Source organism: Rhodopseudomonas faecalis, assembly GCF_003217325.1.
In the GTDB taxonomy this organism is placed as follows: Bacteria; Pseudomonadota; Alphaproteobacteria; order Rhizobiales; family Xanthobacteraceae; genus Rhodopseudomonas; species Rhodopseudomonas faecalis.
Map to the genome: position 1 here is coordinate 60,400 of NZ_QJTI01000001.1, position 23,581 is coordinate 83,980.

At 64.4% G+C, this 23,581-nt stretch carries 26 protein-coding genes and 1 tRNA gene; 18 read left to right on the forward strand and 9 right to left on the reverse strand.

Annotated features, from left to right (window positions below):
- Positions 1–56 precede the first annotated feature (56 nt).
- The 8 genes from BJ122_RS00275 (at position 57) to BJ122_RS00310 (ending at position 5,450) form a co-directional block, all read left to right on the forward strand.
- A complete protein-coding gene (locus BJ122_RS00275; protein ID WP_110779209.1) occupies positions 57–794 on the forward strand; it encodes a competence/damage-inducible protein A in 738 nt (245 codons plus the stop codon).
- Positions 795–882: 88 nt separating this feature from the next.
- A complete protein-coding gene (gpt, locus tag BJ122_RS00280) occupies positions 883–1,404 on the forward strand; it encodes a xanthine phosphoribosyltransferase (RefSeq protein WP_110779210.1) in 522 nt (173 codons plus the stop codon).
- A gap of 78 nt (positions 1,405–1,482) precedes the next feature.
- Positions 1,483–2,130, forward strand: a complete 648-nt coding sequence (locus tag BJ122_RS00285) for a hypothetical protein (protein WP_110779211.1) — start codon at positions 1,483–1,485, stop codon at positions 2,128–2,130.
- Between the two features lie 86 nt (positions 2,131–2,216).
- Positions 2,217–2,930 (forward strand): glutathione S-transferase N-terminal domain-containing protein, encoded by a 714-nt coding sequence (locus BJ122_RS00290; RefSeq protein ID WP_110779212.1) that lies wholly within the window; start codon positions 2,217–2,219, stop codon positions 2,928–2,930.
- A 55-nt stretch (positions 2,931–2,985) separates the two neighbouring features.
- On the forward strand, positions 2,986–3,618 hold the full coding sequence (locus tag BJ122_RS00295; protein ID WP_110779213.1) for a 2-hydroxychromene-2-carboxylate isomerase: 633 nt from the start codon (positions 2,986–2,988) through the stop codon (positions 3,616–3,618).
- On the forward strand, positions 3,618–4,598 hold the full coding sequence (locus BJ122_RS00300; RefSeq protein ID WP_110779214.1) for an NADPH:quinone oxidoreductase family protein: 981 nt from the start codon (positions 3,618–3,620) through the stop codon (positions 4,596–4,598). The genes BJ122_RS00295 and BJ122_RS00300 overlap by 1 nt, the downstream gene beginning before the upstream one ends.
- A gap of 187 nt (positions 4,599–4,785) precedes the next feature.
- A tRNA-Leu gene (locus BJ122_RS00305) sits at positions 4,786–4,872 on the forward strand.
- Between the two features lie 155 nt (positions 4,873–5,027).
- Positions 5,028–5,450 (forward strand): twin-arginine translocation pathway signal, encoded by a 423-nt coding sequence (locus tag BJ122_RS00310; RefSeq protein ID WP_110779215.1) that lies wholly within the window; start codon positions 5,028–5,030, stop codon positions 5,448–5,450.
- 25 nt (positions 5,451–5,475) lie between these two features.
- Here BJ122_RS00310 and BJ122_RS00315 read toward each other — a convergent pair whose 3' ends face one another.
- Together BJ122_RS00315 and BJ122_RS00320 are read right to left on the reverse strand one after the other, a co-directional pair.
- On the reverse strand, positions 5,476–6,675 hold the full coding sequence (locus BJ122_RS00315; RefSeq protein ID WP_110779216.1) for an FAD-dependent monooxygenase: 1,200 nt from the start codon (positions 6,673–6,675) through the stop codon (positions 5,476–5,478).
- 6 nt (positions 6,676–6,681) lie between these two features.
- A complete protein-coding gene (locus tag BJ122_RS00320; RefSeq protein ID WP_103012887.1) occupies positions 6,682–6,927 on the reverse strand; it encodes a zinc-finger domain-containing protein in 246 nt (81 codons plus the stop codon).
- A gap of 610 nt (positions 6,928–7,537) precedes the next feature.
- Between BJ122_RS00320 and BJ122_RS00325 the strand changes: the two genes are divergently transcribed.
- The gene (locus BJ122_RS00325; RefSeq protein ID WP_110779217.1) at positions 7,538–8,290 is read left to right on the forward strand and encodes an alpha/beta fold hydrolase; all 753 of its coding nucleotides are present in this window, start codon (positions 7,538–7,540) and stop codon (positions 8,288–8,290) included.
- Here the strand turns inward: BJ122_RS00325 and BJ122_RS00330 are convergent.
- The gene (locus BJ122_RS00330; protein WP_110779218.1) at positions 8,248–9,654 is read right to left on the reverse strand and encodes a hypothetical protein; all 1,407 of its coding nucleotides are present in this window, start codon (positions 9,652–9,654) and stop codon (positions 8,248–8,250) included. The two genes, BJ122_RS00325 and BJ122_RS00330, sit on opposite strands and share 43 nt — an antisense overlap.
- 259 nt (positions 9,655–9,913) lie before the next feature.
- On the opposite strand from BJ122_RS00330, the gene cysE reads away from it, so the two are divergent.
- Together cysE and BJ122_RS00340 are read left to right on the forward strand one after the other, a co-directional pair.
- A complete protein-coding gene (gene cysE / locus BJ122_RS00335) occupies positions 9,914–10,741 on the forward strand; it encodes a serine O-acetyltransferase (RefSeq protein ID WP_110779219.1) in 828 nt (275 codons plus the stop codon).
- A gap of 97 nt (positions 10,742–10,838) precedes the next feature.
- On the forward strand, positions 10,839–11,057 hold the full coding sequence (locus tag BJ122_RS00340) for a DUF3126 family protein (protein WP_027277578.1): 219 nt from the start codon (positions 10,839–10,841) through the stop codon (positions 11,055–11,057).
- 260 nt (positions 11,058–11,317) lie between these two features.
- On the opposite strand, the gene BJ122_RS00345 is transcribed toward BJ122_RS00340, so the two are convergent.
- Positions 11,318–12,028 carry a hypothetical protein gene (locus tag BJ122_RS00345; RefSeq protein ID WP_110779220.1) on the reverse strand — a complete coding sequence of 237 codons (711 nt, stop codon included), beginning with the start codon at positions 12,026–12,028 and terminating at the stop codon, positions 11,318–11,320.
- Between the two features lie 198 nt (positions 12,029–12,226).
- On the opposite strand from BJ122_RS00345, the gene BJ122_RS00350 reads away from it, so the two are divergent.
- On the forward strand, positions 12,227–12,556 hold the full coding sequence (locus BJ122_RS00350) for a DUF6949 family protein (RefSeq protein WP_110779221.1): 330 nt from the start codon (positions 12,227–12,229) through the stop codon (positions 12,554–12,556).
- A gap of 186 nt (positions 12,557–12,742) precedes the next feature.
- Positions 12,743–13,273 (forward strand): gamma carbonic anhydrase family protein, encoded by a 531-nt coding sequence (locus tag BJ122_RS00355; protein WP_027277575.1) that lies wholly within the window; start codon positions 12,743–12,745, stop codon positions 13,271–13,273.
- A 437-nt stretch (positions 13,274–13,710) separates the two neighbouring features.
- Here BJ122_RS00355 and BJ122_RS00360 read toward each other — a convergent pair whose 3' ends face one another.
- On the reverse strand, positions 13,711–15,189 hold the full coding sequence (locus BJ122_RS00360) for a porin (RefSeq protein WP_110779222.1): 1,479 nt from the start codon (positions 15,187–15,189) through the stop codon (positions 13,711–13,713).
- A 447-nt stretch (positions 15,190–15,636) separates the two neighbouring features.
- Between BJ122_RS00360 and BJ122_RS00365 the strand changes: the two genes are divergently transcribed.
- Both BJ122_RS00365 and BJ122_RS00370 read left to right on the forward strand, forming a co-directional pair.
- Complete coding sequence (locus BJ122_RS00365) at positions 15,637–16,203, forward strand: MarR family winged helix-turn-helix transcriptional regulator (protein WP_110779223.1); 567 nt, start codon at positions 15,637–15,639, stop codon at positions 16,201–16,203.
- A gap of 161 nt (positions 16,204–16,364) precedes the next feature.
- Entirely contained in the window at positions 16,365–16,748 is a 384-nt protein-coding gene (locus tag BJ122_RS00370) for a hypothetical protein (RefSeq protein ID WP_146227123.1), read from the forward strand.
- A 186-nt stretch (positions 16,749–16,934) separates the two neighbouring features.
- On the opposite strand, the gene BJ122_RS00375 is transcribed toward BJ122_RS00370, so the two are convergent.
- The 3 genes from BJ122_RS00375 to BJ122_RS00385 all read right to left on the reverse strand — a co-directional run bounded on the left by BJ122_RS00375 (position 16,935) and on the right by BJ122_RS00385 (position 19,222).
- Positions 16,935–17,555 carry a transglutaminase-like cysteine peptidase gene (locus BJ122_RS00375; protein ID WP_110779225.1) on the reverse strand — a complete coding sequence of 207 codons (621 nt, stop codon included), beginning with the start codon at positions 17,553–17,555 and terminating at the stop codon, positions 16,935–16,937.
- A 331-nt stretch (positions 17,556–17,886) separates the two neighbouring features.
- Complete coding sequence (locus tag BJ122_RS00380) at positions 17,887–18,501, reverse strand: PilZ domain-containing protein (protein WP_110779226.1); 615 nt, start codon at positions 18,499–18,501, stop codon at positions 17,887–17,889.
- 172 nt (positions 18,502–18,673) lie between these two features.
- A complete protein-coding gene (locus BJ122_RS00385; RefSeq protein ID WP_110779227.1) occupies positions 18,674–19,222 on the reverse strand; it encodes a PAS domain-containing protein in 549 nt (182 codons plus the stop codon).
- 485 nt (positions 19,223–19,707) lie between these two features.
- Between BJ122_RS00385 and BJ122_RS00390 the strand changes: the two genes are divergently transcribed.
- Both BJ122_RS00390 and BJ122_RS00395 read left to right on the forward strand, forming a co-directional pair.
- Positions 19,708–20,451, forward strand: a complete 744-nt coding sequence (locus BJ122_RS00390) for a rhomboid family intramembrane serine protease (RefSeq protein WP_110779228.1) — start codon at positions 19,708–19,710, stop codon at positions 20,449–20,451.
- Positions 20,452–20,676: 225 nt separating this feature from the next.
- Positions 20,677–21,105 (forward strand): CBS domain-containing protein, encoded by a 429-nt coding sequence (locus BJ122_RS00395; protein ID WP_110779229.1) that lies wholly within the window; start codon positions 20,677–20,679, stop codon positions 21,103–21,105.
- 122 nt (positions 21,106–21,227) lie between these two features.
- On the opposite strand, the gene BJ122_RS00400 is transcribed toward BJ122_RS00395, so the two are convergent.
- Positions 21,228–22,262 carry a patatin-like phospholipase family protein gene (locus tag BJ122_RS00400; protein ID WP_110779426.1) on the reverse strand — a complete coding sequence of 345 codons (1,035 nt, stop codon included), beginning with the start codon at positions 22,260–22,262 and terminating at the stop codon, positions 21,228–21,230.
- A gap of 248 nt (positions 22,263–22,510) precedes the next feature.
- Here BJ122_RS00400 and BJ122_RS00405 point away from each other — a divergent pair, with 248 nt between their 5' ends.
- Positions 22,511–23,521 (forward strand): hypothetical protein, encoded by a 1,011-nt coding sequence (locus BJ122_RS00405; protein ID WP_245407547.1) that lies wholly within the window; start codon positions 22,511–22,513, stop codon positions 23,519–23,521.
- Positions 23,522–23,581 lie beyond the last annotated feature (60 nt).

Here is a 23,581-nt window from a genome sequence, read left to right on the forward strand (position 1 = left end):
GAATGATGGTGGGCCGTGCTAAGCGAGGCAGCAGAAATAGTTGTGCTGGAGGCCCCATGACCGAAATCGTTACGGCTGGCGTTCTGGTGATCGGCGACGAGATCTTGTCGGGCCGCACCAAGGATCAGAACATCGGCTTCATCGCCGAATACCTGACCAATATCGGCATTGATCTGCGCGAGGTGCGGGTGGTCGCCGATGACGAGGCGGTGATCATCGAGGCGCTCGACGCGCTGCGCGCGCGCTACCATTATGTGTTCACCACCGGCGGCATCGGTCCGACCCATGACGACGTCACCGCCGACGCGGTCGCCAAGGCGTTCGGGGTCGGCATCGATCACCATCCCGAGGTGGTGGCGCGCTTCCGCGAGCGCTTTACCGAGGCCGAACTCAACGAAGCGCGGCTGCGCATGACCCGGATTCCGGACGGCGCCGAGCTGATCCAGAGCGCGACCATCCTGGCGCCCGGCTTCAAGATCGGCAATGTCATCGTGCTGGCCGGGGTGCCGTCGATCATGCAGGCGATGATGGACATCGTGTCGCCCAAGCTGAAATCGGGCGCGCGCATGCTGTCCGAGACCATTCGCGCCAATGCGCGCGAGGGCGATATCGGCGGGCCGCTGCGCGCACTGGCCGAGGCTCATCCCGAGGCGATCATCGGCAGCTATCCGTTCCTGGACGAGGACCGCAAGCCCAACACCAACCTGGTGGTGCGTTCGCGCGACCCCGAGCAGCTGCGGGTCGCGGTCGCGGCGGTCAAGGACATGCTGACCAAGCTGCACACACCGCATTGAGGTTGGTGCGGCAAATGCCGTATGCCTTGCTGGCGAGCGACGCGGCGCCGCGTCGCTGCCAGCCAAAGCGCGATCGGGGAGCAAACACATGACGGCAAGCGATCTCAGCAAGCAGGATCGGACAGGGCGGCCGTTTCCGGTGTCGTGGGACCAGTTTCACCGCGACTGCCGGGCGCTGACTTGGCGGTTGAACGAGGTCGGGCCGTTCAAGGCGGTGATCGCGATCACCCGCGGCGGATTGGTGCCGGCGGCGATCGTGGCGCGCGAACTCGGCATCCGCGTGATCGATACCGTGTGCATTGCCTCCTATGATCACGACAAGCAGGAAGCGTTGCAGTTGCTAAAACCGATCTCCGCCGACATCGTCGCGCTCGGCGCTGGCACCGGCGAGGGCGTGCTGATCGTCGATGATCTGGTCGACACCGGCGCCACCGCGCGCGTGGTGCGCGACATGATGCCGGCGGCGCATTTCGCCACCGTCTATGCCAAGCCGCTCGGCCGGCCGCTGGTCGATACCTTCATCACCGAAGTCTCGCAGGACACCTGGATCTATTTTCCGTGGGATCTCGGGTTGTCGTTCCAGCCGCCGATGAAGGACGGCGCCGGCTAGCGTCGTCGTTTCGGCGCGCGCACGGCGCGGGAGTCCTGGTTGCCTGGCCTTGCGCCCGCCATCACGGGAGGAGCGCCGATGCCGCTGCAAAACCGCGTGCTGCCGACCGGTGAGATCGTGGCGCTGCCGCTGCGCGGCCTGTTCACCGGCAATCGCGGCATCATCCATGATCCTGAGACAAAAACGCTGCTGGCGCGGCGCTGGAGCAGCAAGGCCTGGATCATCTGCGTTTGCGAGTTTCAAGGCCGGCGCCGCGATGTGATGGCGACCCGCAGCTGGACCGAGCTGTTCTTTCTGGACGAGGCGACCGCGATGGCCGCCGGCCATCGGCCCTGTTTCTATTGCCGGCGTCCGGCCGCAACCGCATTCGCAGCGGCCTGGGCGCGCGCGCATCATTCGCCCCATGAACGCCAGCCGCGCGCCAGCGCCAAAGAGATCGATGCCGTGCTGCATCAGCAGCGGCTGCAGGACGGCGCGCCGCGCCGCCATCCGCTGCCGGCCGCGCTTCCGGCATTGCCGGACGGCGCCATGGTGTTGGCCCCCACCAGCGGCACCAGCTTTGTGATCGTGCAGGGCCGGGCGCTGCAATGGCATTCGGATGGCTATCGGCCTGCATCACCGATCGACGCCGCCGAGCTGCAATTGTTGACGCCGCCAGCGACGCTGCGCGCGCTAGCGGCCGGCTATCGCCCGGTGCTGCATCCCAGCGCCGGGGCTGATCGATAGGCGTCAGCCGGGCGTGAGGTGACAAGGCGCGCGGGCGCGGTCTAGGATTGACGAAATCCACCAAGAGGGATGGTCAGGGGAGCGGCATGATCGATCTTTATTACGCGCCGACGCCAAATGGCTGGAAGATTTCGATCATGCTGGAGGAATGCGGGCTGCCATACCGCGTGATCCCGGTCGAGCTGGGGCGCGGCGACCAGCACCAGCCGGACTATCTCAAGCTCAATCCGAATGGCCGCATGCCGGTGATCGTCGATCAGGCGCCGGCCGATGGCGGGCCGCCGCTGCCGGTGTTCGAAAGCGGCGCGATCCTGATTTATCTGGCGGAAAAAACCGGACGCTTTCTGCCGGCCGAGCCGCGCGCCCGGCTCGACGTGCTGCAATGGCTGATGTGGCAGATGGGTGGGCTTGGTCCGATGCTCGGCCAGAACGGTCATTTCTTGCTGTACGCGCCCGAACAGATACCTTACGCGATCGATCGCTATGGCCGCGAGGCGCGGCGGCTCTACCGCGTGCTCGACGGCCACCTGGAAGGTCGCGACCACATCGCCGGCGACTACTCGATCGCCGACATGGCGTGCTTTCCCTGGATCATGACGCACAAGGCGCAGGGCCTGACGCTCGATGATTTCCCGAACCTGAAACGCTGGTACGCGCTGCTGCGGGCCCGGCCGCAATTGCAGGCCGGGCTGGCGCTCGGCAAGGAGGAGCGCAGGCCGATGGACGAGCAGGCCCGCAAGATCATGTTCGGCGTCGACCAGCCTGCCTATGCCGACGCGCAGGCGCAGCAGCAGCAATGATCGGCAAGCGCGCTGTCGCGCGGCGCGAACAACAACAAATCAGGAGGAACCGCCGATGATCGAATTCTTCTTCGATATTTCCAGCCCCTGGACGTATCTTGCGTTCCACAACATCCAGCCGCTCGCCAAAGAGTTTGACGAGGAGATTGAGTGGCGGCCGATCCTGGTCGGCGGCATCTTCAACACCATCAATCCCAGCGTCTATGAAATGCGCAAAACGCCAGTGCCGGCCAAGGCGATCTATATGCTGAAAGACCTTGGCGACTGGGCGCGCTCGGCCGGGCTCGCCATCAAGATGCCGCCCTCGGTGTTTCCGGTGAACAGCGTCAAGGCGATGCGCGGCTGTCTGTGGTTGCTGCGTGAGCAGCGCGCTGTGATGGTGCCATTTGCGACCGCGGCTTTTGCGAGTTACTGGGGCGATGACCGCGACATTTCCCAGGATGCGGTGCTGGCCGAGATTTGTGCGCGGGTCGGCGTCGACCCGCAGGCGTTGTTGGCCGGCATCGCCGAACAATCGATCAAGGATCAGCTCAAAGCCAACACCGATGACGTGATCGCGCGTGGCGGCTTTGGTTCGCCGACCATCTTTGTCGATAAGACCGACATGTATTTCGGCAATGACCGGCTGCCGCTGATCCGCGAAGTGCTGGCGCGGCGCCGCGCCCATGCCGCATCGAGCGCCGCCTGATGCCGCTTTCGGTGGTGTGCCATGCGCTCGGCGCACCGGAGACGCTGCGGCTGGAACAGTTGCCGCGGCCTGATCTGCGGCCCGGCGAAGTGCGGATCGCGGTCCATGCCGCGGGTATCAATTTCCCCGACATTTTGATGTGCGCCGGCGACTATCAGTTCAAACCTCCGCTGCCATTCGTGCCGGGCGTCGAGGTCGCGGGCGAGGTGATCGAGATCGCTGAGCCAGCGGCGGCGAAGCTTGCCATTGGCGCCAGGGTAATCGCCAAAATGCGCCTTGGCGGCTATGCCGAGGAGGTGGTGGTTGACGCGCGCAACCTGTCGCCCTGGCCCGCGACGTTCGATGCCGCCGAGGCCGCGACCTATCTCGCCGGCCACGGCACCGCCTATCACGCGCTGGTGGAGCGGGCGCGGCTAGAGGCCGGCGAATGGCTGCTGGTGCATGGCGCTGGCGGCGGCGTTGGTCTTGCGGCGGTCGAGCTTGGCAAGGTGCTCGGCGCCCAAGTGATCGCCACGGCCTCCAGCGACGACAAGCTCGAAGCGGCGCGCCGCCGCGGCGCCGATGATCTGATCCGCTATGATCGCGAACCGTTTCGCGACGCCGTGAAACGGCTGACCGATGGCCGCGGCGTTGACGTGGTGTTCGATCCGGTCGGCGGCGAGGTGTTTGAACAAAGCCTGCGCTGCATCGCCTTTGGCGCGCGGCTGTTGGTGGTCGGTTTCACCGGCGGCATCGGCGTGGCGCGCACCAATCTGGTGCTGATCAAGGGCGCGAGCGTGCTCGGCGTGCGTGCCGGGGAATCGGCGCGGCGCGATCCGGCGCTCGGTGCCGCAAGGCAGGCGGCGCTTGATCAATTGGCAGCGCAGGGCCAACTGCGGCCGCATGTCTCGCACCGGCTGCCGCTCGCGCGCTTTGCCGAGGCGATGCGGCTGATCACCGACCGCAAAGCGATCGGCCGCGTCGCGCTGATGATGCGCTGATGATGCGCTGATGGGCTGCGCTGCTGCTGCGAGGGGATCGTGCAAGGTGCGGCGCGCCGCTGCAACACACGTCGCAATCCGTTCGCGGGGCGGTGCGGAGCGCTTTGCTTTGCGCGGCCGCCTCGATTATGGAGAGAACCGGGACCGGGGGGCGCCAGCGCGGCGGCCGGCCGGGCCTGTGACCGGCGCGGGCGTGGCGGAATCGGTAGACGCAAGGGACTTAAAATCCCTCGATGGCCTCATCGTGCGGGTTCGAGTCCCGCCGCCCGCACCAGCCGGCCTCATTGCGGTCATTCGGCCGTGGCCAATAGAGCGTTTTCGAGCGAAGTGGATGCCGTTTCGCGTCAAGAAAATGCGTCAGAACATAAAGTTAGAGCTTCGGTCAGAACCGAAGCTCTAACCGACCGCAACAGACGACGAGCAGCAAGCATGACCGAACGGCCGCATCTTTCCCAAGTTCCGAACCGGGCTTTTCTGGCCGGCGCGCTGCTGCTCTCCGTGGCGCTTGGCGGCTGTGCCGGGCTTGGCGATTCTGCGGTGTCGGCGGCGTTTGTCGATCCGGCGCGCTATGACCTCTATGACTGCCAGCAGCTCGAGACCGAGCGCAAATCGCTGGCGAGCCAGCGCAAGCAGATCAACGATCTGATCGCCAAGGCCGAGACCGGGGCGGGCGGCGCGGTGGTCGCGGAAGTGGCCTACCGCAACAGCTACATTTCGGTGCAGGCGCAATCAAAACTGGCCGACGAAGTCTGGGCCCGCAACAAATGCGACCGGCCGTCGGCCGAGGCGATGCCGGCGCCGCCGCCGATGGGCGCGCGCGCGCCGCTGCGCTCCGGCAGCGCGGTTTATTGACCGCCTTCAGCTTCAGCGGCGGCCGTCAGTCCTCGCTGCGCCAATCATAGATCCAGCGTTGCCGCGCCATCAGCCGCTGGCCGAGCAGCCGCATCGCCACATCGCGCGCCAGCGCCATCGGGCCGTGCAGATGATAGATCGCGCCATTGCGCCGCGCCGTGGCCTGCACGCGGCCGACCCGGGGCTGGCGCAGCCGGGCGTAGCGCTGCAGCGCCTGCGCGGCATGGTCAGCGTTGCTGACGCCGTCAAGACATGACGCCAAAACCGCGGCGTCTTCGATCGCCATGCCCGCGCCCTGGGCTGCAAATGGCAGCATGCCGTGGGAGGCATCGCCGAGCAGCGCCACCGAGCCTTGGCTCCACACCCCGCCATCCGCCATCGTGAACAGCGCCCAGCGCCGCCAGCCATCAGCGCAGCCAATCAGCTGCCGGGCCGAGGCTGACCAGAGCGGTTCAGCGAACTGCGCCATGATTTCCGAAGGATCGCCGGGCGCGCTCCAGCCGGGCCGGTTCCAGCTGCCGGCGACAATGGCAACAATGTTGACCCGACGGCCGCCCGAGATCGGGTAGGCGACGATATGGGCGTTCTCGCCCAGCCAGAGCCGCACATCCTTGGAGATCAGATCGGCCGGCAGTCGCGCTGCGTCGATCGTGCTGCGCCAGGCGATCAGGCCGCTGAAGCGCGGCTGGGCCTGCGGAAACAGCTGCTGGCGCACCGCCGACCAGATACCATCGGCGCCGATCAGCGCCAGCGCGGTGTGTTGGCAGCGGTCGAAGCCGCCGCGATCGACAACGATGACGCCGTCATCACATGACGACACCTCATCGAAGCGGCGGCCGAGTTGCAGTTCGATCGCCGGATGGGCACGGACCTGCGCCGCCAGCGCCGCTTGCAGATCGGCACGGTGCAGCACCCAATAAGGATAGTCGTCGCGCGGCTGCGCCTCTGCGCCAAATTTCAGCCGCGCCAGCGTGTCGCCGGTGCGGGCGCTGAGCATCGACACCGCTTCCGGCGCCAGCGCGACCGCATCGAGTGCGGAGCGCAAGCCGAGCTTGGCGAGAATGTGGCTAGCATTCGGGGAGATCTGCAGACCGGCGCCGACTTCTTCCAGTCGTTCCGCCTTTTCCAGCAGCACAACGCGAAAGCCCTTGCCGGCCAGCGTCAATGCTGCGGTCAATCCTCCGATCCCCGCACCAGCGATAACGATGGTGCGTTCAACCCCCATCGACGATTAGGCGACTTTATCTTTCAGCACACACTCGGGCGGCCGGGCTTCGCCGGGCGCAAGGTCGGGTGAGTAGCGATACAGCGTCGAGCAATAGGGGCAGATGATCTCGCTGTCGTTACCGAGATCAAGAAAGACATGGGGATGATCGAAGGGCGGATTGGCCCCCACGCACATGAACTCCCGGGACCCAATTTCGATCATCGGCACGCCGGCATCGTTGTGAAAGTGAGGGACGACGTGATCGGACATGATCTCTACCTTGTGGTCGCGACGAACGAAGACAGCATGGCGCGAGCACCATACTGTTCAGGGTTCTTGATTCCTAGAGCGGCCGGCGGCCAGTAGCCTGGGCGAAATTCGACACAATCCGATGCCCGTGGAGAAGCCCTCCTTTCGTCGGGGAAGATGTGTCCGAAAGACGACGCGAATCACGGTGAGACATGAGGTTTTGTGAAACGGCGCAGTGACGGAACGGAATTGCGTTCGCCGGAACTGTTATTTGCGTTTCTGTCGTGGTGGCCGGATTTCGCCGTCTATCACAACACTGTGCTGAGTGCGCAGGTTAGTCCTGCATCAGCGGCCGGGCTGCGAACAACATTACATTTCCACCGAGCACACTCTGCCGCTGGACTGTTCTGTTGCCGCACCGCGGCATCCGATCAGCACAGCATCAACAGATAGTTGAATCGAGGCCCGTTGGGGCTGGGGAACGTACGAGCCTGCACTGATCGGCGGCGCTGCTAGCAGGGCTTGGTGCATGGCGCGCCTTCCTGCAGCGCGCTGGCGGCGGCGCGACAGCCGGGCTAGAACCGCGCGTCTTGCCGCGTGCGGCACGCGCTCACTTCGATGGACGGACTGAATGCCGAGCTTTCACAACGGCCGCGTTGAAATTGCCTATCTTGACGAAGGCGAGGGCGAGCCGATCGTGCTGGTGCATGGCTTTGCCTCCAACAAGGAGGTCAACTGGGTCTATCCGACCTGGGTGTCCGAATTGAAGAAGCATGGCCGCCGCGTGATCGCGTTCGACAATCGCGGCCATGGCCAGTCCAGCAAGTTGTATGATCCGGACGAGTATCAGATCAGCACGATGGCCGGCGATCTTGGGGCGTTGCTCGATCATCTGGCGATCGAGCGCGCCGACGTGATGGGCTATTCGATGGGCGCGCGCATCACCGCCTATGTCGCGCGCCGCCAGCCGGCGCGGCTGCGCTCGGCGATTCTCGGTGGTTTGGGCATTGGTCTGGTGCAAGGCGGCGGGCCCGGAGAAAACGTCGCAGCGGCGCTGGAAGCGCCGTCGTTCGCCGATGTCACCGATCCGGTCGGGCGCACCTTTCGCGCCTTTGCCGAACAGACGCGCTCTGATCGGGCCGCGCTGGCCGCGTGCCTGCGTGGCTCGCGGCAATTGATGAGTGCCGCGGAGGTTGCCGAGATTCGCGTGCCGCTGCTGATCGCAGTCGGCAGCACCGACGACATCGCCGGTTCAGCCACGGCGCTGCAGCAGCTGATTCCTGGGTCGCAGGTGCTCGATATTCCGCGCCGCGATCACATGCGCGCGGTTGGCGACCGGGTCTATAAGGAGGGCGTGCTCGCCTTCCTGGCAAACAGGCCCTGAGGCCGAAAACGTTCGCGCGCGGCAAACCAGCGCGCGACCACGATCAGCACCACAAAGGTCGACAGCCACACCATGCGCGCGCCGTAGCGGTCGTGCGGACCGGACACCACGCCGCAGATGAAGGCGTTGCCGAGCAGCGCCAACGCAACGGTGCCGGCCAGCAGCGTGACGTCGTCGAGCCGGCGCCGCCAAGTGGCGTGGCCGAGGATCGTCAGCAATAGCAGCATCGAGCCGAGCGCCACCGGCACGTGCACGGTGTTCACCGCGGCGAAGTTGATGTCCCAATGCTGCTGCCGGGCGTTGCGCATCGCCCGCGCCTGATCCGGCAGATAGCGCTCAATGATGCCGTAAGTGTGCGGCAGCCAGCCATTGGTGCCTTCGCCGGTCGCGACCTGGGTGAGCTGCTGCAAGGTCGCGATCAGCGCGGCCTTGGCCTGCCACAGCGGATAGGCTTTCAGCGCGTTGACAGCGATGAAGCGCATCTCGTCGTCCATGCCCTCGAACCGGCCGAGGGTGTTGAACATGCTGTTGCCCCACAGGAAGTCGTCGGCGGTGGCCGGCAGCTCGTTGCGATAGGGGCAGAGCTTCAGCTTGACCTGGTCGCAGTGGTCATTGAGGTAACGCGCGACAATGCCATCCTGCAGCATGCGGCCAAAGGTGACGCCGGCCCCGCCAGGCGTCCAGGCCAGCTTGCCGGACAGGGCGAAATTGGCCGCCAGCAGCATCGCCGCCGACACCGCCACGGCCGCAAAACCGCGCGCAATGCCGGCCCAGCTCAGGCGGGCGCCCAGAAATGGCTTGAACAGCAGCGCGGCGAGGCACAGCCCGAGCAGCACGCCGAACGTGCCGGTATGGGTGGCGGCCGCGAACGCGGTGAAGGCAAACAGCAGCAGTTTTTCCAGCCACGAGGTCCGCTCGCTGAAGGCGACCAGCAGCACCAGGGTCAGCACCGACAGCCCGGCAAAGATGTCGGTCAGCAGCATGCTGGCCAGCCAGGGCAGCGCGGTGGTGGCAATCAGCGTCAGCCCGATCGCCAGCCGGCGGAAATGGGTGGTGACCCCGAACACGCGCAGCGTGGTCCACAGCACCCACAGCGTGGCTACCGCCTGCATCGCCAGGTTGGTCCAGAACTGCCAGGGCTCGCCGAAATGCAGATACAGGCCGAACACCGTGGAGCGGCTCGGCACCAGATAGCCTTCGTACCAGCGCGCCAGATAGCCGCCGGTGTCATATTGCAGCAGAGGGTATCCATTCCACAGCGCCGGTGCGAGCAGCAGCAATGGGATGGCAATGGTGGCAACGGACGGAATTGCAACCGATCCCACGCGGAGGCGGGCGGTGGTGGTGGCGGTGCTATCACTCATGCGTGAGGTATCCTGCCGATTTCCGAAGGTCTGACAAGGCCGCAGTCCACAATCATGCCAGCGATACCGCTTGAAATAGGGCGGTTCGGGGCTACGTCTGCCTACGGTTCAGCCTGTCTGGGGGCTCGTTGCAGAGAAACTGTTAGTCGTCAATCATTTAACTTGAATGAACGCGATTGGCGGCAACAGCAAGGCAGGACAAGGCGTCCGATGCCGTGCTAAAGTCGAATATTCCCACTGGGAAATCGTGAGAAACAGCATGTCGATCCCCCTGGTCCAGCCGCAAAATGCCAGACTTTCCATTGTCGATCCGATCTGGGAGCGGGTGCGCTCCGAGGCGGAGGACATTGTGCGGCGTGAGCCCGAACTGGCTTCCTTCATTTATGCCTCGGTGCTCCATCATGAGCGCCTGGAGGACGCGGTGGTGCATCGCGTGTCTGAACGGCTCGATCATGGTGCGCTGTCCGGTGATCTGGTCCGCCAGACGTTTGAAGAAGCGCTGCGCGATCAGCCCGATCTCGGCAACGCCTTCCGCGCTGATCTGGTGGCGGTGTATGACCGCGATCCGGCGACCGCGCGCTTCATTGACGCACTGCTATACTTTAAGGGTTTTCACGCGCTGCAGAGCCACCGGCTTGCGCATTGGCTGTTCCACAAGGGACGCAAGGATTTCGCGTACTATCTGCAGAGCCGCTCCTCAGAGGTGTTCCAGACCGATATCAATCCGGCGGCCAAGATCGGCCGCGGCATCTTCCTCGATCACGCCACGGGCCTCGTGGTCGGCGAGACCGCGGTGATCGAAGATGACGTATCGATCCTGCATGGCGTCACGCTCGGCGGTACCGGCAAGGAGCATGAGGACCGTCATCCAAAGATCCGTCATGGCGTGATGATCGGCGCCGGCGCGAAAATTCTCGGCAATATCGAAGTTGGTCATTGCGCGCGCATCGCGGCGGGCTCGGTGGTGGTGAAAGAGGTGCCGCACAACGTCACCGTGGCCGGGGTGCCGGCGAAGGTGGTGGGCGAGGCCGGCTGTGCCGAACCGTCACGCACCATGGACCAGATGCTCACCGAACCGGGACTTTAACGCTATCGGGTTTTCCACGGCGCCCGCGCCAAAATGACTGGCAGCGGGCGCGATCACGGACTAAGCATCCGCCAGCACAATCGCATTGGAGATCTCCGTGGACGTTCAGGAAGTCAGAAAGCTCGACGCTTACCTCAAACGGGTGTTCGGCAACCCGAAGATCCGCGTGGTGCCGCGGCCGAAAAAGGAAGACTCGGCCGAGGTTTATATCGGCGAAGAGTTCATCGGCGTGCTGTTCGTCGACGACGAGGATGACGATCGCTCGTATCAGTTCCAGATGGCAATTCTGGAAGACGATCTGGCCGACGCCGAGTAACACCACCACGATGCGCTGCGGTGATCGCCGATGCGATTGCCGCAGCGTGCTGTCGCAATACGTGCTGTCGCAATAACAGTGTCTCGATAATAATCGCTGCGCCTTGTTCGAAGTGCAGCGTGCTGTCTCAGTTCAGAACAGGCCTGCGCTGCGCGCGATCGCCGCCATCATTTTCCTTACGCATTTGATCCGAAAAAAGCGCGGCGCGGCGTTGCGAGCAGCGTTGCCGTGCGGCGATCGCAACCTTGCCGGCTGGCCGCTCAGTGCTGCCGATGAACGCTCGACACCCGTGACGTCAGCCGATCGATCGCGGTTGCGACCTCGCGCCACTGCGTCAGCCATTGCCGCGGAAAGCGGAAGGTCAGGTCGGCACCGCCGACACGGCGTTCGCTGAGGCAGCTGCCCGGCGTCATGCCGTCGCGGGTACAGCGCGCCGCCAGGTCAGGATCAGTGCCGATGAAAAGGTCTTCGTCGGCATAAGGCGTGCCGGCGCGAAAGGTCTGCCGGCTGAGACCATCGGCGTCGGTCGCCGGCTGACCCGGCGCAAAATAGCGCGGGTAGATGGTGCGCAGCCGCTGTTCCGGCGACAGCGCGTCGTTATGCGCCGCGATCGACAAAAAGATCCGTTCAGGGAGCCGCGTCTGATCGGCGGTTTCCGTGGTGACGTGCTTGGGCTTGTCCGGTGGCTGCAGCGATGGATAGTCGAAGTTCAGATCGACGCGCTCCTGCGGACCGGCGTGCTTTTGCACTTTGATGCGGAACGCTGCGGTCGGCACGTTGAACAGCGTGCCGCCGATGCTGAGCGGCGTCTCGCCCGGGCCGTCGACGGTCTCGACATGCCAGGTCGGCCGCAGCAGGTGATAGATGATCGCGATCGCCGCACAGGCGATCACCACCGAGGCGATCAGCGGCCAGCGCTGGCCGTGAGCGGGCTTGCGGTGAGGGGCAGCGGTGCGAGCGGAAGATGCCAAAGCGGGACTGACCAACAGCAAAGAGCAGACGAATCAGGGGCGACTATCGCACGCGGGCGCGCGCAGCCGAACGGTTTTGGGCTGATCGCTGGCTGCAATTGCCGGCGCGGCATTAACCCTTTCTTAAGGATAGGGTGGCGGCCGGGGCGGCGTTCTGCGATTCAAGCACCGGGACGGTCGTGGAGCGAGGAAAGCCCGATGTCGCCGGAGACACTGAATCACTTGCTGTCACTGATGATTGGCTTTGCGTTGGCCGGCGCTTTGGTCAGCGCCTATCAAGCATTTGCGCAGCGCCAGGCGAGCTTTGGCCTGCTGGAGGACCGCGCTTCTCCGCGCGCCTTTGCCGCGGTGCCGTTTTTGGCTTTCGCCGCGCCGTTCATCATCATGCGTAACACGCTGCGGGTCGACCGCTGCGAGCGCCGCCGCTTTGAATTCGTGATGCTGGCGACGGTGCTGGCCGGGTTTTGGAGCATGATGTCCGGCACCGTGGTGGTGATGGTGCTGCGGGCGCTCGGGCTGTTGGGTTAGAGCTTCTTCGGTTCTGATGGAATCGGAACCGAAGCTCTGACTGGATGTTCTGACGCGTTTTCTTGACGCGAACCGGTGTCCACTTCGCTCGAAAACGCGACAAGCTGCGCGCGCGTACCGTCTTGCATCTGGCGGGGCTTGGTGTAGCCAGGGGGCAGCGTTTCTCCGACCGCAGGACCCCTTGGCATGGCGATCTATGAACTCGACGGGCAGGGCCCGGAACTGCCCGCTGACCAGGACTATTTCGTCGCCGACTCGGCGGCTGTGATCGGCAAGGTTCGGCTCGGGCAGGGCGCCAATATCTGGTTCGGCGCGGTGCTGCGCGGCGACAATGAGTGGATCGCGATCGGCGACGGCTCCAACATTCAGGACAACGCCACCTGCCACACCGACCCGGGCTTCCCGCTGACGGTCGGGCGCAATTGCGTGATCGGCCACAACGTCATTCTGCACGGCTGCACCGTCGAGGACGACGTGCTGGTCGGCATGGGCGCGGTGGTGATGAATGGCGCCAAGCTGGCGCGCGGCTGTGTGGTCGGCGCGGGCGCGGTGATCACCGAGGGCAAGCAGTTCCCGGAGCGTTCGCTGATCATCGGCGCGCCGGCGCGTGCGATCCGCACGCTGGAGCCGGAGCAGGTTGCCGCCATGACCGCGGGCGCCGGGTTCTACGTCGCCAACGGCCAGCGCTATCGCAAGAGCCTGAAGAAGATCGGCTGAACCACGCACGCTGCGCTCGTCATCGCTCGCGGTAGCTAGAGCGATGGCGGCTAATTGCATTACATCGCGTTCCAGCAGAATTCCGTGTCGCGGTTTTGCGTTGAGCAAAGCTCGGCGCGTGAGCGCGCGTCAACGAGAGGGCACCGCTGCTGATCGCTGCGCCGCGAGCATTGGTTCATCAAGCGACGCGGCGTGCGCCAAGCGATGAGACGTGCGCTCAGCGCGCCGCTTCCGTTTTCCAATTTGAATGAGCTGCCGGCCGTAGTCGGTGACAAGCTTTGCCCGGCGCCAAGCGCTTGGTGGTGCGCGACGCTCATTCGCTGCGCGCCGCGGTGGCGCGTGCTCATCTGCACAAAGAAAAGCCCCCCGGCGGGGCATCGCCGGGGGGCACTTGGAGGTTTACAGAAGAAGGAGCGAACTCCTTATCGGTAAGGACCTCAGAAGTTCCGCTGAGCGCGGATCACGCCGGACCAGGTGTCCTGATCCTTGAGTTCGTAGGTCTGACCGGTGGGCTTGGTACCACCCGCATTCACCGCAGTGGTCACGCCCGAGTAGTTCTGGTCGAGCTTGGTCCACATCACTTCGCCGGTGAAGGTCAGGTTCTTGACCGGGGTCCAGGCGGTGCGGGTACCGATCTGGATGATGTTGAAGTCCGGGCTACCGACAACGCCGGTGCCGACCTTGCTCTGCAGAGCCTGGGTGTACCAAGCCTTGCCCTGGCTGCTGTATTCCAGCGAGCTGTACGAACCGAAGATCGAGGTCGCCCAGTTCTGGTTCCAGTTGTGGTTGAAGGCGCCGCGGATGCCCCAGGCCTTAGTGGTTTCGATGCCGCCGTTGGTGGCGAAGATGCCGTCCGCCGCCGCACCGAAGCCGACGCTCTGGTAGGCGAGGCCGCTGCCACCGAACATCGAGAAGGTGTTCACGGTGGTGCCGCCGATCACGTAACGCGAAGCGCCGTCAGCATAGACCGCGTCGACGTTGATGCTGTCGCCAGCGCCGGTCGGCAGGTTCTTCAGCGACAACGCGGCCATCACCGCATAGCCCCACTTGTCACCCGGGTGGCCGGTCGACTCGTCGGTCGGCACATAGTACGAGGCACGCACCTGGTGCGCAGCCGCCGCGACCTGGAACAGGCCCCAGGCCTGGTCGACCCGAACCTGGCCGACGATGTCCGGAACCTGGACGCCGGCGTAGTTGTTCACGCCCGAGCCGAGACCCGCGAGGTAAGAAGCGGCATCGCCCGCGTAAGCAGCGCCAACGCCGTTGACGTTGAACAGCTGCGACTGACGATAGCGCGACTGGTCTTCCAGCGAGATCGCCGCCGACACGCCGTTACCGAACTGCGCGGTGTACGAAATCTGGTTGATGCCGGTCGAGGTGTCGTCGCCGCCGAGCAGGTTCGAGGTGATGTTGCCCGGGGTGCCGTTCCACGGCGCCGAGAACTGCGACACCGCCTTACCGAAAGTGAAGCCGGCGAACTGCACGAAGGCAAAGAACACGCCGACATCGCCGCCAGCGATGGTCGAGGTGCTGCTGCCCGAAGTCCAGGTGAACACCGCGTCAAAATAGGTGCGCACCACGCCATATTCGGTGGCGGTGCGGGTGTCGAGGTTGACGCTCTGACGGGTGCGGAAGATGTAGTCGTTCTTCAGGCGGTTGTCCTGGCCGGCGGCGCCGCTCCAGGCCGGGGTACCGGTCATGCCGGAGGCGTTGAACGCCACTTCGGCGCGGGTGTAGCCGCCCAGCTTGATGCAGGTGTCGGTGCCGGGGATGTAATAGAAGCCTGCGCCATACAGCGAGCAGACCTTCACATACTCGACCGCCTTGGCCTTGAGCGGGAGATCCGCCGCCTGAGCGCCAGCAGTGGCGAGCATGGTCGCCGCGGTGCCGAGCATGAGGCCCTTAACAAAATTCATATCAAACCTCCAAGTTTGCTTGATGGATCAGCATCGCAGCGACAGCGCCGGCGATGGCTGATCCTCGGTCCCGTTCAGAAAGCTGACGACTTGCCTCGCGTGAGAGCTTTTTGGTCTGAAACGGAGCGACTTCGAGGTGCCCCCCTCCGTCTGCATCGGGGAACTTACCGGCGGGTTTTGGTGAAGGAAACTATAAAACATAGTGAGCTAATGTGTTTCCAGAGTTTTGTTGTTTTCAGGCAACAGTGCCATCCCCTTGTCATAAATGGTCAAAATGGTTCAGAGTGGGCGACAAGTGAGCACCAGGCTGTCTGTTTTTGCTTTGACTTCCGGCTGCGGGCAGGCTCGGCTATAAAGAGAAAAAATCGACTGTTGATCGATCAAGGGCTGGAACGGGCCTGTTGTCGAAATTGGCAGTTGGGGGGATATTCGGTGGAGGGATAGGCGATGCCGAGTAGGCACAACGCCTCACGCGACGATTTGACCGGACATGATCCGGAGCCGGCCGGTGAAACGGCCAAGGGCGACGACGCCATGCCCGATCCCCACCGCGATTACGGTCTGTCCCATCAGATCATTTGGGACTTTGTGGCGATCAGCAATCATCTGGAAGACATCCGGCGATCCTGGGCCAAGCTGTTCGGCATCAGCGGCTCGCAATGGCTGATCGTGATGGCGATCAATGATCTCGACCAAGGGGGCGGTGTGTCGGTCGGTGAGGTGTCCGCCAAGATCCACGCGGTGTCGACCTTCGTCACCACTCAGACCAAAATCCTGGAAAAGCTTGGCCTGGTGATCCGGCAAACCTCCACGGCCGATGGCCGGGTGGTGCTGATGTCGCTGTCGCCATTGGCGCGCCAGCAGATCGCCGACCTGTCGGCGCGCTGGGAGGCGCTGCACGCCTTCATCTTCCGCGACTTCGACGCCCAATCGATGAGCGATGTCAAGGATAAGCTCGAGATGCTGAAAAAGCGCGCCAAGATCGCGGTGGCGCGGGTCTCCGATGGCATCTGACGCAAGTCGCTAGTTCCAGCCGTTTTGAGAAAAGCGGATGGAGGTTGGTGCTGCTGCTTTTGCGGGCGGCGGTAGCTGATTGCAACCACGTGTTGATTGCGCGCAAGGCGCGTGTTGTTGCTCGGCGCATCCTCCGCATGTGTTGCCGCAGGAGGTTTTCGATGACCCGATTATTTCTCACGATATCGTCCGCTGCTTTGGTGTGTGGCGTCAGCGCTGCCTCCGTGGCAGCGAAAACCTGTGAAGCCCCGATCAAGACCGGCGGGACCTGTGTTGCGACCTGTCCCGATGGCTGCGGCGTTCATGTCAAGAACAAGCCGGCTGCCGGTGAAGATCCGTGTTCGCGCTATTGTTTTGGGAGCGACGGCCGGCAGATCGACAATGTCGTGTTCGACAAGTCCGGCCGCGCTGTCAATCTGTTCGCGGCGCCAACGGCGCCACAACCTCAACCGCAACCTGTCGCGCCGCCGGCACCGCCGACGACCCAGTGCGACGGCGGCCCGTTCAACGAGAACTGCACGGTCAAGGCTGTTCCGCGCATCTGATGCCTCTGATGCTTCGGCGATCAGCTTGGCTGTGCAATCGACCACGGCAGTTGCTGTTCAAGCGTCCCGTCAGCTCGCTTTGGCCCCTCCAAAAGCGATGCGGCCAGCCCTTGGGGGAAGGCTGGCCGCCACGATCCGGTCTGGGACGGGGAGGGGTGGGGTGACCGGGTCGCGTTTCTCCTATTGTTACCTGCGCGGCGCGCTGGCGGTGGCGATCGCCGGGCGGGCATCGCCCAGTGCGACCCAGGTGTTGGGATCGCTCTGCGACTGCCGCTTCACGAAGCGATAGCCAGTCTCGGTCCAGGCCACGATGTCCTCGTTCTGGTTGTCGAGCACGAACTCGCCCTTGTCGCTCTTGACGGTCAGCACGGCGTGGCCGTCGCCCTTCTTGTCGCGCACCACGGTGATCAGCAGCGCCTCGCGAGGCCAGCCGGCATCGATCAACAGCTTGCGCTTCAGCAACACGTAGTCTTCGCAATCGCCATAACCGTCGGTCGGCAGCGACCACTTTTCGATCACGCCCCAATGCTCAGCATCGGTGATCGGCTTGATCGTCTCGTTCACGTAGCGATTGACGCGAACCAAATCCTTCCAGGCGGTCTGCGACATCACCACGTCGCGGGCCTGGCTCGTGCCATTCGGACACTCGGTCGGATTCTCAGAACAAAATTCCACCCAGCCGATCGGCGCGCGAGCGGTCTCACCCAGGCTCGCATACATCACCCGCTCTGAAGCAACGGACTTGGACGCTGTCAGGACGAGCGCTGCAATCGCAACCACCGTCCCAAAACTCCTGCTCAAACCCATTGTGGCCCCCGCACTTTTATGGGGACCATCATTTGCACAAACGGCTTGCGTGGCCGCTAAGTACCGCAAGTACAATTGAGAGAAATATCAATCAAATACGAAACTATATTTGAACCCTACTTGAAACGAATTTGCTTCAAATTGGATCGATCGCCATTTGATTCAAATTGTATCTTTAACCAGTAAACGCCCGCCGGATCGGCGGCGTCGCAGTGGCGCCGCGGTGACGTTAACTTTTGCGGGGGGTGCAAACGGCGGCGCGCCGTCCGCCCCGCGGCCGGCGCAACGCCTTCAAAGGGCGGCAGAATGGGATTTTGGGTGCCGCGGCGCTTTACTGCGCGGTAACGCTGTTTTCCAGCGTCTCGGCGAGTTGCTCGTGGATGAACTCGAGCGCGAAGCCTTCTTCGAGATGGCGGACCACCCGGGCGTGGACCCGGCCCAGCACCACCCGCGAGCGCAGCGGCGGCCGGAACTCGGCCGCGATCGCCGCGCCGGAGCGGGACATGTCGATGATCCGGCAATTGTGGCGGCTGCCGTCTTCCAGCATCAAGGTCGCCGCCGGGTTGCGCGGCACGATACGGTCGTGGCGGCGGTCTTCCGGCAGATTGAGGATGTCGCGGTTGGCGAGCCAGGTTAGCTGCGCCGCCAGCTTGTCGCGCTTGCGCGGCGTGGCGCCGACCGTCATCGCAAAGCCGTTGTCGATGATCCGGGTGATCTTGCCCTCGACGCGGCCGATGTGATCGAGATAGGCGATCACGCGATCGCCGACATTGCCGATGCCCGGCGCCAGCATTGCCAGGCCGCCGGGCGACATATTGATCACTTGGCAGGGGAACTCGCGGCGGTCAGGCAGCATATAGCGCCCGAGCAGGTGCACCTTGACGCGCTGAAAGCGGCGGCGCTCCTCGGTTCCCGGAAACAACGCTTTCTGTTCGGCCAACGCCATGCTGTCACCCGTTAGCCGGTACCACCCTTGGTCGCAAGCTAGAGCACGCAAGGTTAACACTGCGTTAGCAAGACTGGCACAGTCAATCCGCGTGTCGCGCCGATGATGTTGATGTGCTTACAAGAAATGATCCCGGGCCGCCGCGTTGCGCAGGGCGATAGAACGAGGTCGCTTAGCGGACGCGTTCATACACGGTCAGGCCGCGCGCCACCGCCAGCCGATGGATATTGCGACGGCGCACCGGCGGCTGCAGCACCCGCCAGGAGGTCAGCACCAGATCGCCGATCGGACTGCGCACCGGATGCAGCGGGGTCAGCAGCCCGGTCAGGCTGGCCGGGGTATAGGGCCGGGGATTGAACGGCAGCAGCAGCATTTCCAACGGCGTGATGCTGCCGTCCTCGGCTTCGCCGCTGACGCCGGCGACGGTCGGCAGCAGGTCTTCGGCGACCACCGCCACCAGATCCTGCACGGCATCCTGGTTCTTGGGGGCGAACAGCGCCGCAAAAGCCTCGTCTTTGACGTCGCGGCCGAGCAGGGCGCACACCCTCGTGCCCGCGACCCGGAACGGCAGACCGGCTTCCGGCCGGTAAGCCAGCACAAAACTGTCGCCCAGCAGTGCCCGCACCGCTCCCGGCTCGAATTGGGTACGGTCCGGCGCCTTGGCAGTGCCGCGCTGGTCGTCCCAATAGGCGTATAACGCCCGGCTCGACGGATGCTTCATACGCAAATCCTGACCCGCATTTGGCGCTGCTGGGACAGTTCTGTCCCGCTTTAGAGCAGCGCCGATCTACAACCTGTTGTGCGTGACCAGACCTGCATCGTCTATGCCGTGGGGCTCCCCCTTGGCAGTTAACCCCGGATTTGTATCGTTAACCGTAGGTTAACTAGCCGCTTGCCGGCATCAGCGGCTCTGCTACGGTGGCCGCACTCCAGGCCGCCGATCGCCAGATTGTCGGTTGTATTTACAGGGCAGGCTTCAAAGCAGAACGGCCGAGTGGGACTTCGTTCCTAAAACAGGCCGGCGTCGTTCAAGGGAGGAAGTTCTCAGCTTCCTCCCTTTTTCTTTTCCTTTGGGCCCGGTTCCACGGTCGTTTAGCGTTCTGTCTGTCACGCCCTGATTCGCCGTGGCGCGGCTTGCACCGCGTCGCCAACGCGCTTATTGGGGCCCCATCGCTCACCCGAGCCCCTCCAGCGCAGGCATCTCCTTTGCACACCGCCCCTTCGTCGCGCGAACCGATCTTGACGCTGCCGGGCGCGCTTAGCGCCTATATTCTGCTGCTGGCCGTGATCCATTTGCGGATGCTGCTGCCGCCGGAATATGACAATTGGGCGACCGAGGCTTTCGGGTTCATTCCGCAGCGCTATGGCGACACGCTGCTCGACACGCCGTTCGCGGGCGGCGAGGGTGCCAAGATTTGGTCGTTCGTCAGCTATTCGCTGCTGCACGCCAATTTCAGCCACATCGCCTTCAACGTGCTGTGGCTGCTGCCGTTCGGCAGCGCGGTGGCGCGGCGTTTTGGGCCGGCGCGGTTCTTCATGTTCATGGCGGTGACCGCGGTCGCCGGCGCGTTCGCGCATCTGTTCACCCATCCGCATGACGTCGCTCCGATGGTCGGGGCTTCGGCGGCGGTGTCCGGGGCGATGGCAGCGGCCATTCGCTTCGCGTTCGTTCAGGGCGGCTTCCTGTCGTTCCGGCTTGGCGATGATGCCGACGAGGCGGCGCGTGTGCCGGCCCAGCCGCTCAGTGAGGCGCTGCGCGACCCGCGCGTCTTGGCGTTCCTGGCGGTGTGGTTCGGCATCAACATCGTGTTTGGGGTCGGCTCGATCGCGGTCGGCACCGAAGGTGCCAGCGTGGCCTGGCAGGCGCATATCGGCGGCTTCTTTGCCGGCCTGCTGCTGTTCTCGCTGTTCGACCCGGTGCCGCAGGACAACGCCGGCGCCACCCGGTAACGAACGCGTTCGGCGGTTTGGTATTACCTTGCGCGCCTCCGCCGCTTGATCCATGATCGTTACGTGAAGCGTTGAGAGCAGGCCGCCGCTGGCGGCCCATGCAGGCTGCGGCGGTGCGCCGGACCTGGTCTGGCGGCCCCGGCCGATTGATGGAACGCGGTCCAGTTAGCAGTCCCAAAGTCACGAGCGCCCGCCAAGGGCGCCAGCAGCCATGGGAGGCAACACATGACGGTACGCGCAATTCTCGAAGCCAAAGGACGGCAGATCGTGGCGATCGAGCCGGATACGCTGCTCGCGTCAGCGGCCAAGGTGCTGGCCGATCGCCGCATCGGCGCGGTGCTGGTGCTGAGCCGAGGGCGGCTGCAGGGCATCTTGTCGGAGCGCGACGTGGTGCGCAGCATCGGCGAATTCGGCGCCGCGGTGCTGACGCTGCCGGTCAGCGCGGTGATGACCCGCAATGTTGTGAGCTGCCGGCAGACCGATACGGTCGGCTCGATCATGGAACTGATGACCAACCGCAAATTCCGCCATCTGCCGGTGGTCGAGAATGGCGAGATCATCGGCGTGATCTCGATCGGCGACATCGTCAAATCGCGGCTGCGCGAATTCGAAAACGAACAGCAGGCGCTGCAGGACTACATCAAGACCGCCTGATCGCTGGCCGTCAGACGTGTCCTCGGCAAGCTTGATCCCCGGATGGCGCTGCGCTGATCCGGGCTACCTGCTGCCTGTTGCGTGCGCACGCCGCCGCGCGCGGGCGGCGATCGGCGCTGGTATCACCCCTCACCAATCCGCCCGACCGGTTTTTCCGGAGCGATTGACTCGATCGCTTCCTGGATCGACTCGATGGCGCGTTCCGCGGCGCGGGTGCCGTGCGCCATCAATTCATCGGCGCGGTGGAAGTCGAACCAGCCGATCTTGCCGACCCGCGGCGAGATCAGAAGGTCAGGGGGATCGCCGGCCAGCCGGGCGCGGGTGATGCGGTCCTGCATGATGTTGAAGGCATCGACCATCACGGTGGAGATGCCGGGGCGCTCCGGGGTGCCAAAGATCTCGCGCTTGACGATCCATTCCGGCGAGAAGAACCGGCCGATGCCGCGCTTCGGCGCCGGGGTTTCTGCGGCGGGCTCGCTGTCTTCCAGGGCTGGGCCTTGGGAACCATGGGAGAAGATGGTGGTGCCGTGGCCGACCACATCGCTCGACACGTTGGCGGCGATCACGATCTCGGCGCCGAGCGCCCGCGCCGCCGACACTGGCACCGGGTTGACCAGCGCGCCGTCCACCAGCCAGCGGTCGCCGACCAGCACCGGGGCAAAGATGCCGGGCAGGGCATAGGAAGCGCGGATCGCATCGACCAGCCGGCCCTGGGTCAGCCAGATTTCGTGGCCGGTGCGCACCTCGGTGGCGACGCTGGCGAATTTCACCGGCAGATCGGCGATCTGCACCGGGCCGATGGTGTTTTCGAGCTGGGTCGCCAGCTTCTCGCCGCCGATCAGCCCGGAACCGTTCAGCCGGATGTCGAGATAGCCAAAAATGTTGCGCGGCTGCAGGCTGCGTGCCCAATCCTCCAGCGCGTCGAGATGGCCCGCGGCATAGGAGCCGCCGACCACCGCGCCGATCGAGGTGCCAACCACCACGTCAGGCACGATTCCGGCGGCGAGCAGCGTGCGCAAAATCCCGATATGGGCAAAACCGCGGGCGGCGCCGCCGCCGAGCGCCAGCCCGATCACCGGCCGCCGGATGCTGCCGAGCCCGATCTTGTCCCGGCCAGCGGCCGGCTGTTGGCCTCGTCCGATCAGATTTTCCAGCATCGCAGTCTCCTCGTCACGCATTGCACCCTTTGAGATAATCGCAAAATCTCGCCGTTCCATGACGCTCAGCGTCCCATGATGCGCTGCCGCGATCCCGCACTGGCCCCGGGCGGCTCGTGCCGTTGGGCACCAGTTCAGCCGAGATCGCGCGACATAGGCTTGAATTTGCCGCGTTTTCAGTGAAAACCATCGATATGATCGGAAGCGACAAAGCTGACTCAGATTCCAGGCGCGGCGCAGCTGGGCGCATGGCTGTTTTGGCATTGTTGTGCGTGTTTGGCGTGACAACGACCGCGCAGGCGCAATTGTTCAGCGATCGGCCGCCGCCGATTCCCCCGGCCGCGGTTCCGGAAGCGCCGTCGGGCGGAGCCGTCAGCCTCGCGCCGCCGTCCGGGCCGGCCGCCGCGCCCAGCCTGCCGCCGCCCTTGGTGCAGCCTCCCGTTGCCGCGGTGACGCCGCCGGCGATCTCGCCTTTGCCGACCCCGGCGGTGTCCGGGCCGCCGCAAGGGGTGTTGGCGCTCAGCGCCCGCTATGGCAAGGACCTGCCGGTGATCAATAGCGGCCTGGTGTGGCGGGTCTATTCGGACCGGCCCGATGAAACCGGCGCCTTCAAGCTGGTCCGCGAGGACCGCAACGCCACGCCCAACATCGTGCTGACCCCGGGCAGCTATGTGGTGCACGTTTCCCATGGTCTGGTGAGCGCGGTGCGCCCGGTGACCATCAAGTCCGACACCGACCGCGAAACCTTCCTGCTGCCGGCAGGCGGGCTGCGGATCGAAGGCCGGGTCGGCAGCAGCAAGATTCCGCCAAACCAGATTTCGTTCAGCGTGTTCAAGGGCAGCCAGTTTGAAGGCGGCGAGCGCGCGCCGGTGGTGCAATCGGTAGTTGCCGGCGACGTGGTGCTGCTGCCGGAAGGCACCTACTACATCATCTCCAATTATGGCGACGCCAACTCCTCGGTGCGCTCCGACATCCGCGTGCAGGCCGGCAAGCTGACCGACGTCACGGTGACGCACCGCGCCGCGGTGATCACGCTGAAACTGGTCGGCGAGCAGGGCGGCGAAGCGCTTGCCAACACAGCTTGGTCGGTGCTGACGCCCGGCGGCGATACCGTGAAGGAATCGATCGGCGCGTTCCCGCGCGTGGTGCTGTCGGAAGGCCAATACCGCGCCATTGCCAAGAACGAAGGCAAGATGTTTGAGCGCACCTTCAACGTCGTCAACGGCGTTGACGGCGAGGTCGAAGTGATCGCGCGCTAAGCGTAACCTTGCTGTCAGCCGTGCTTCATCGCACTGTCATGGTCGCTAACGGCAACTAAC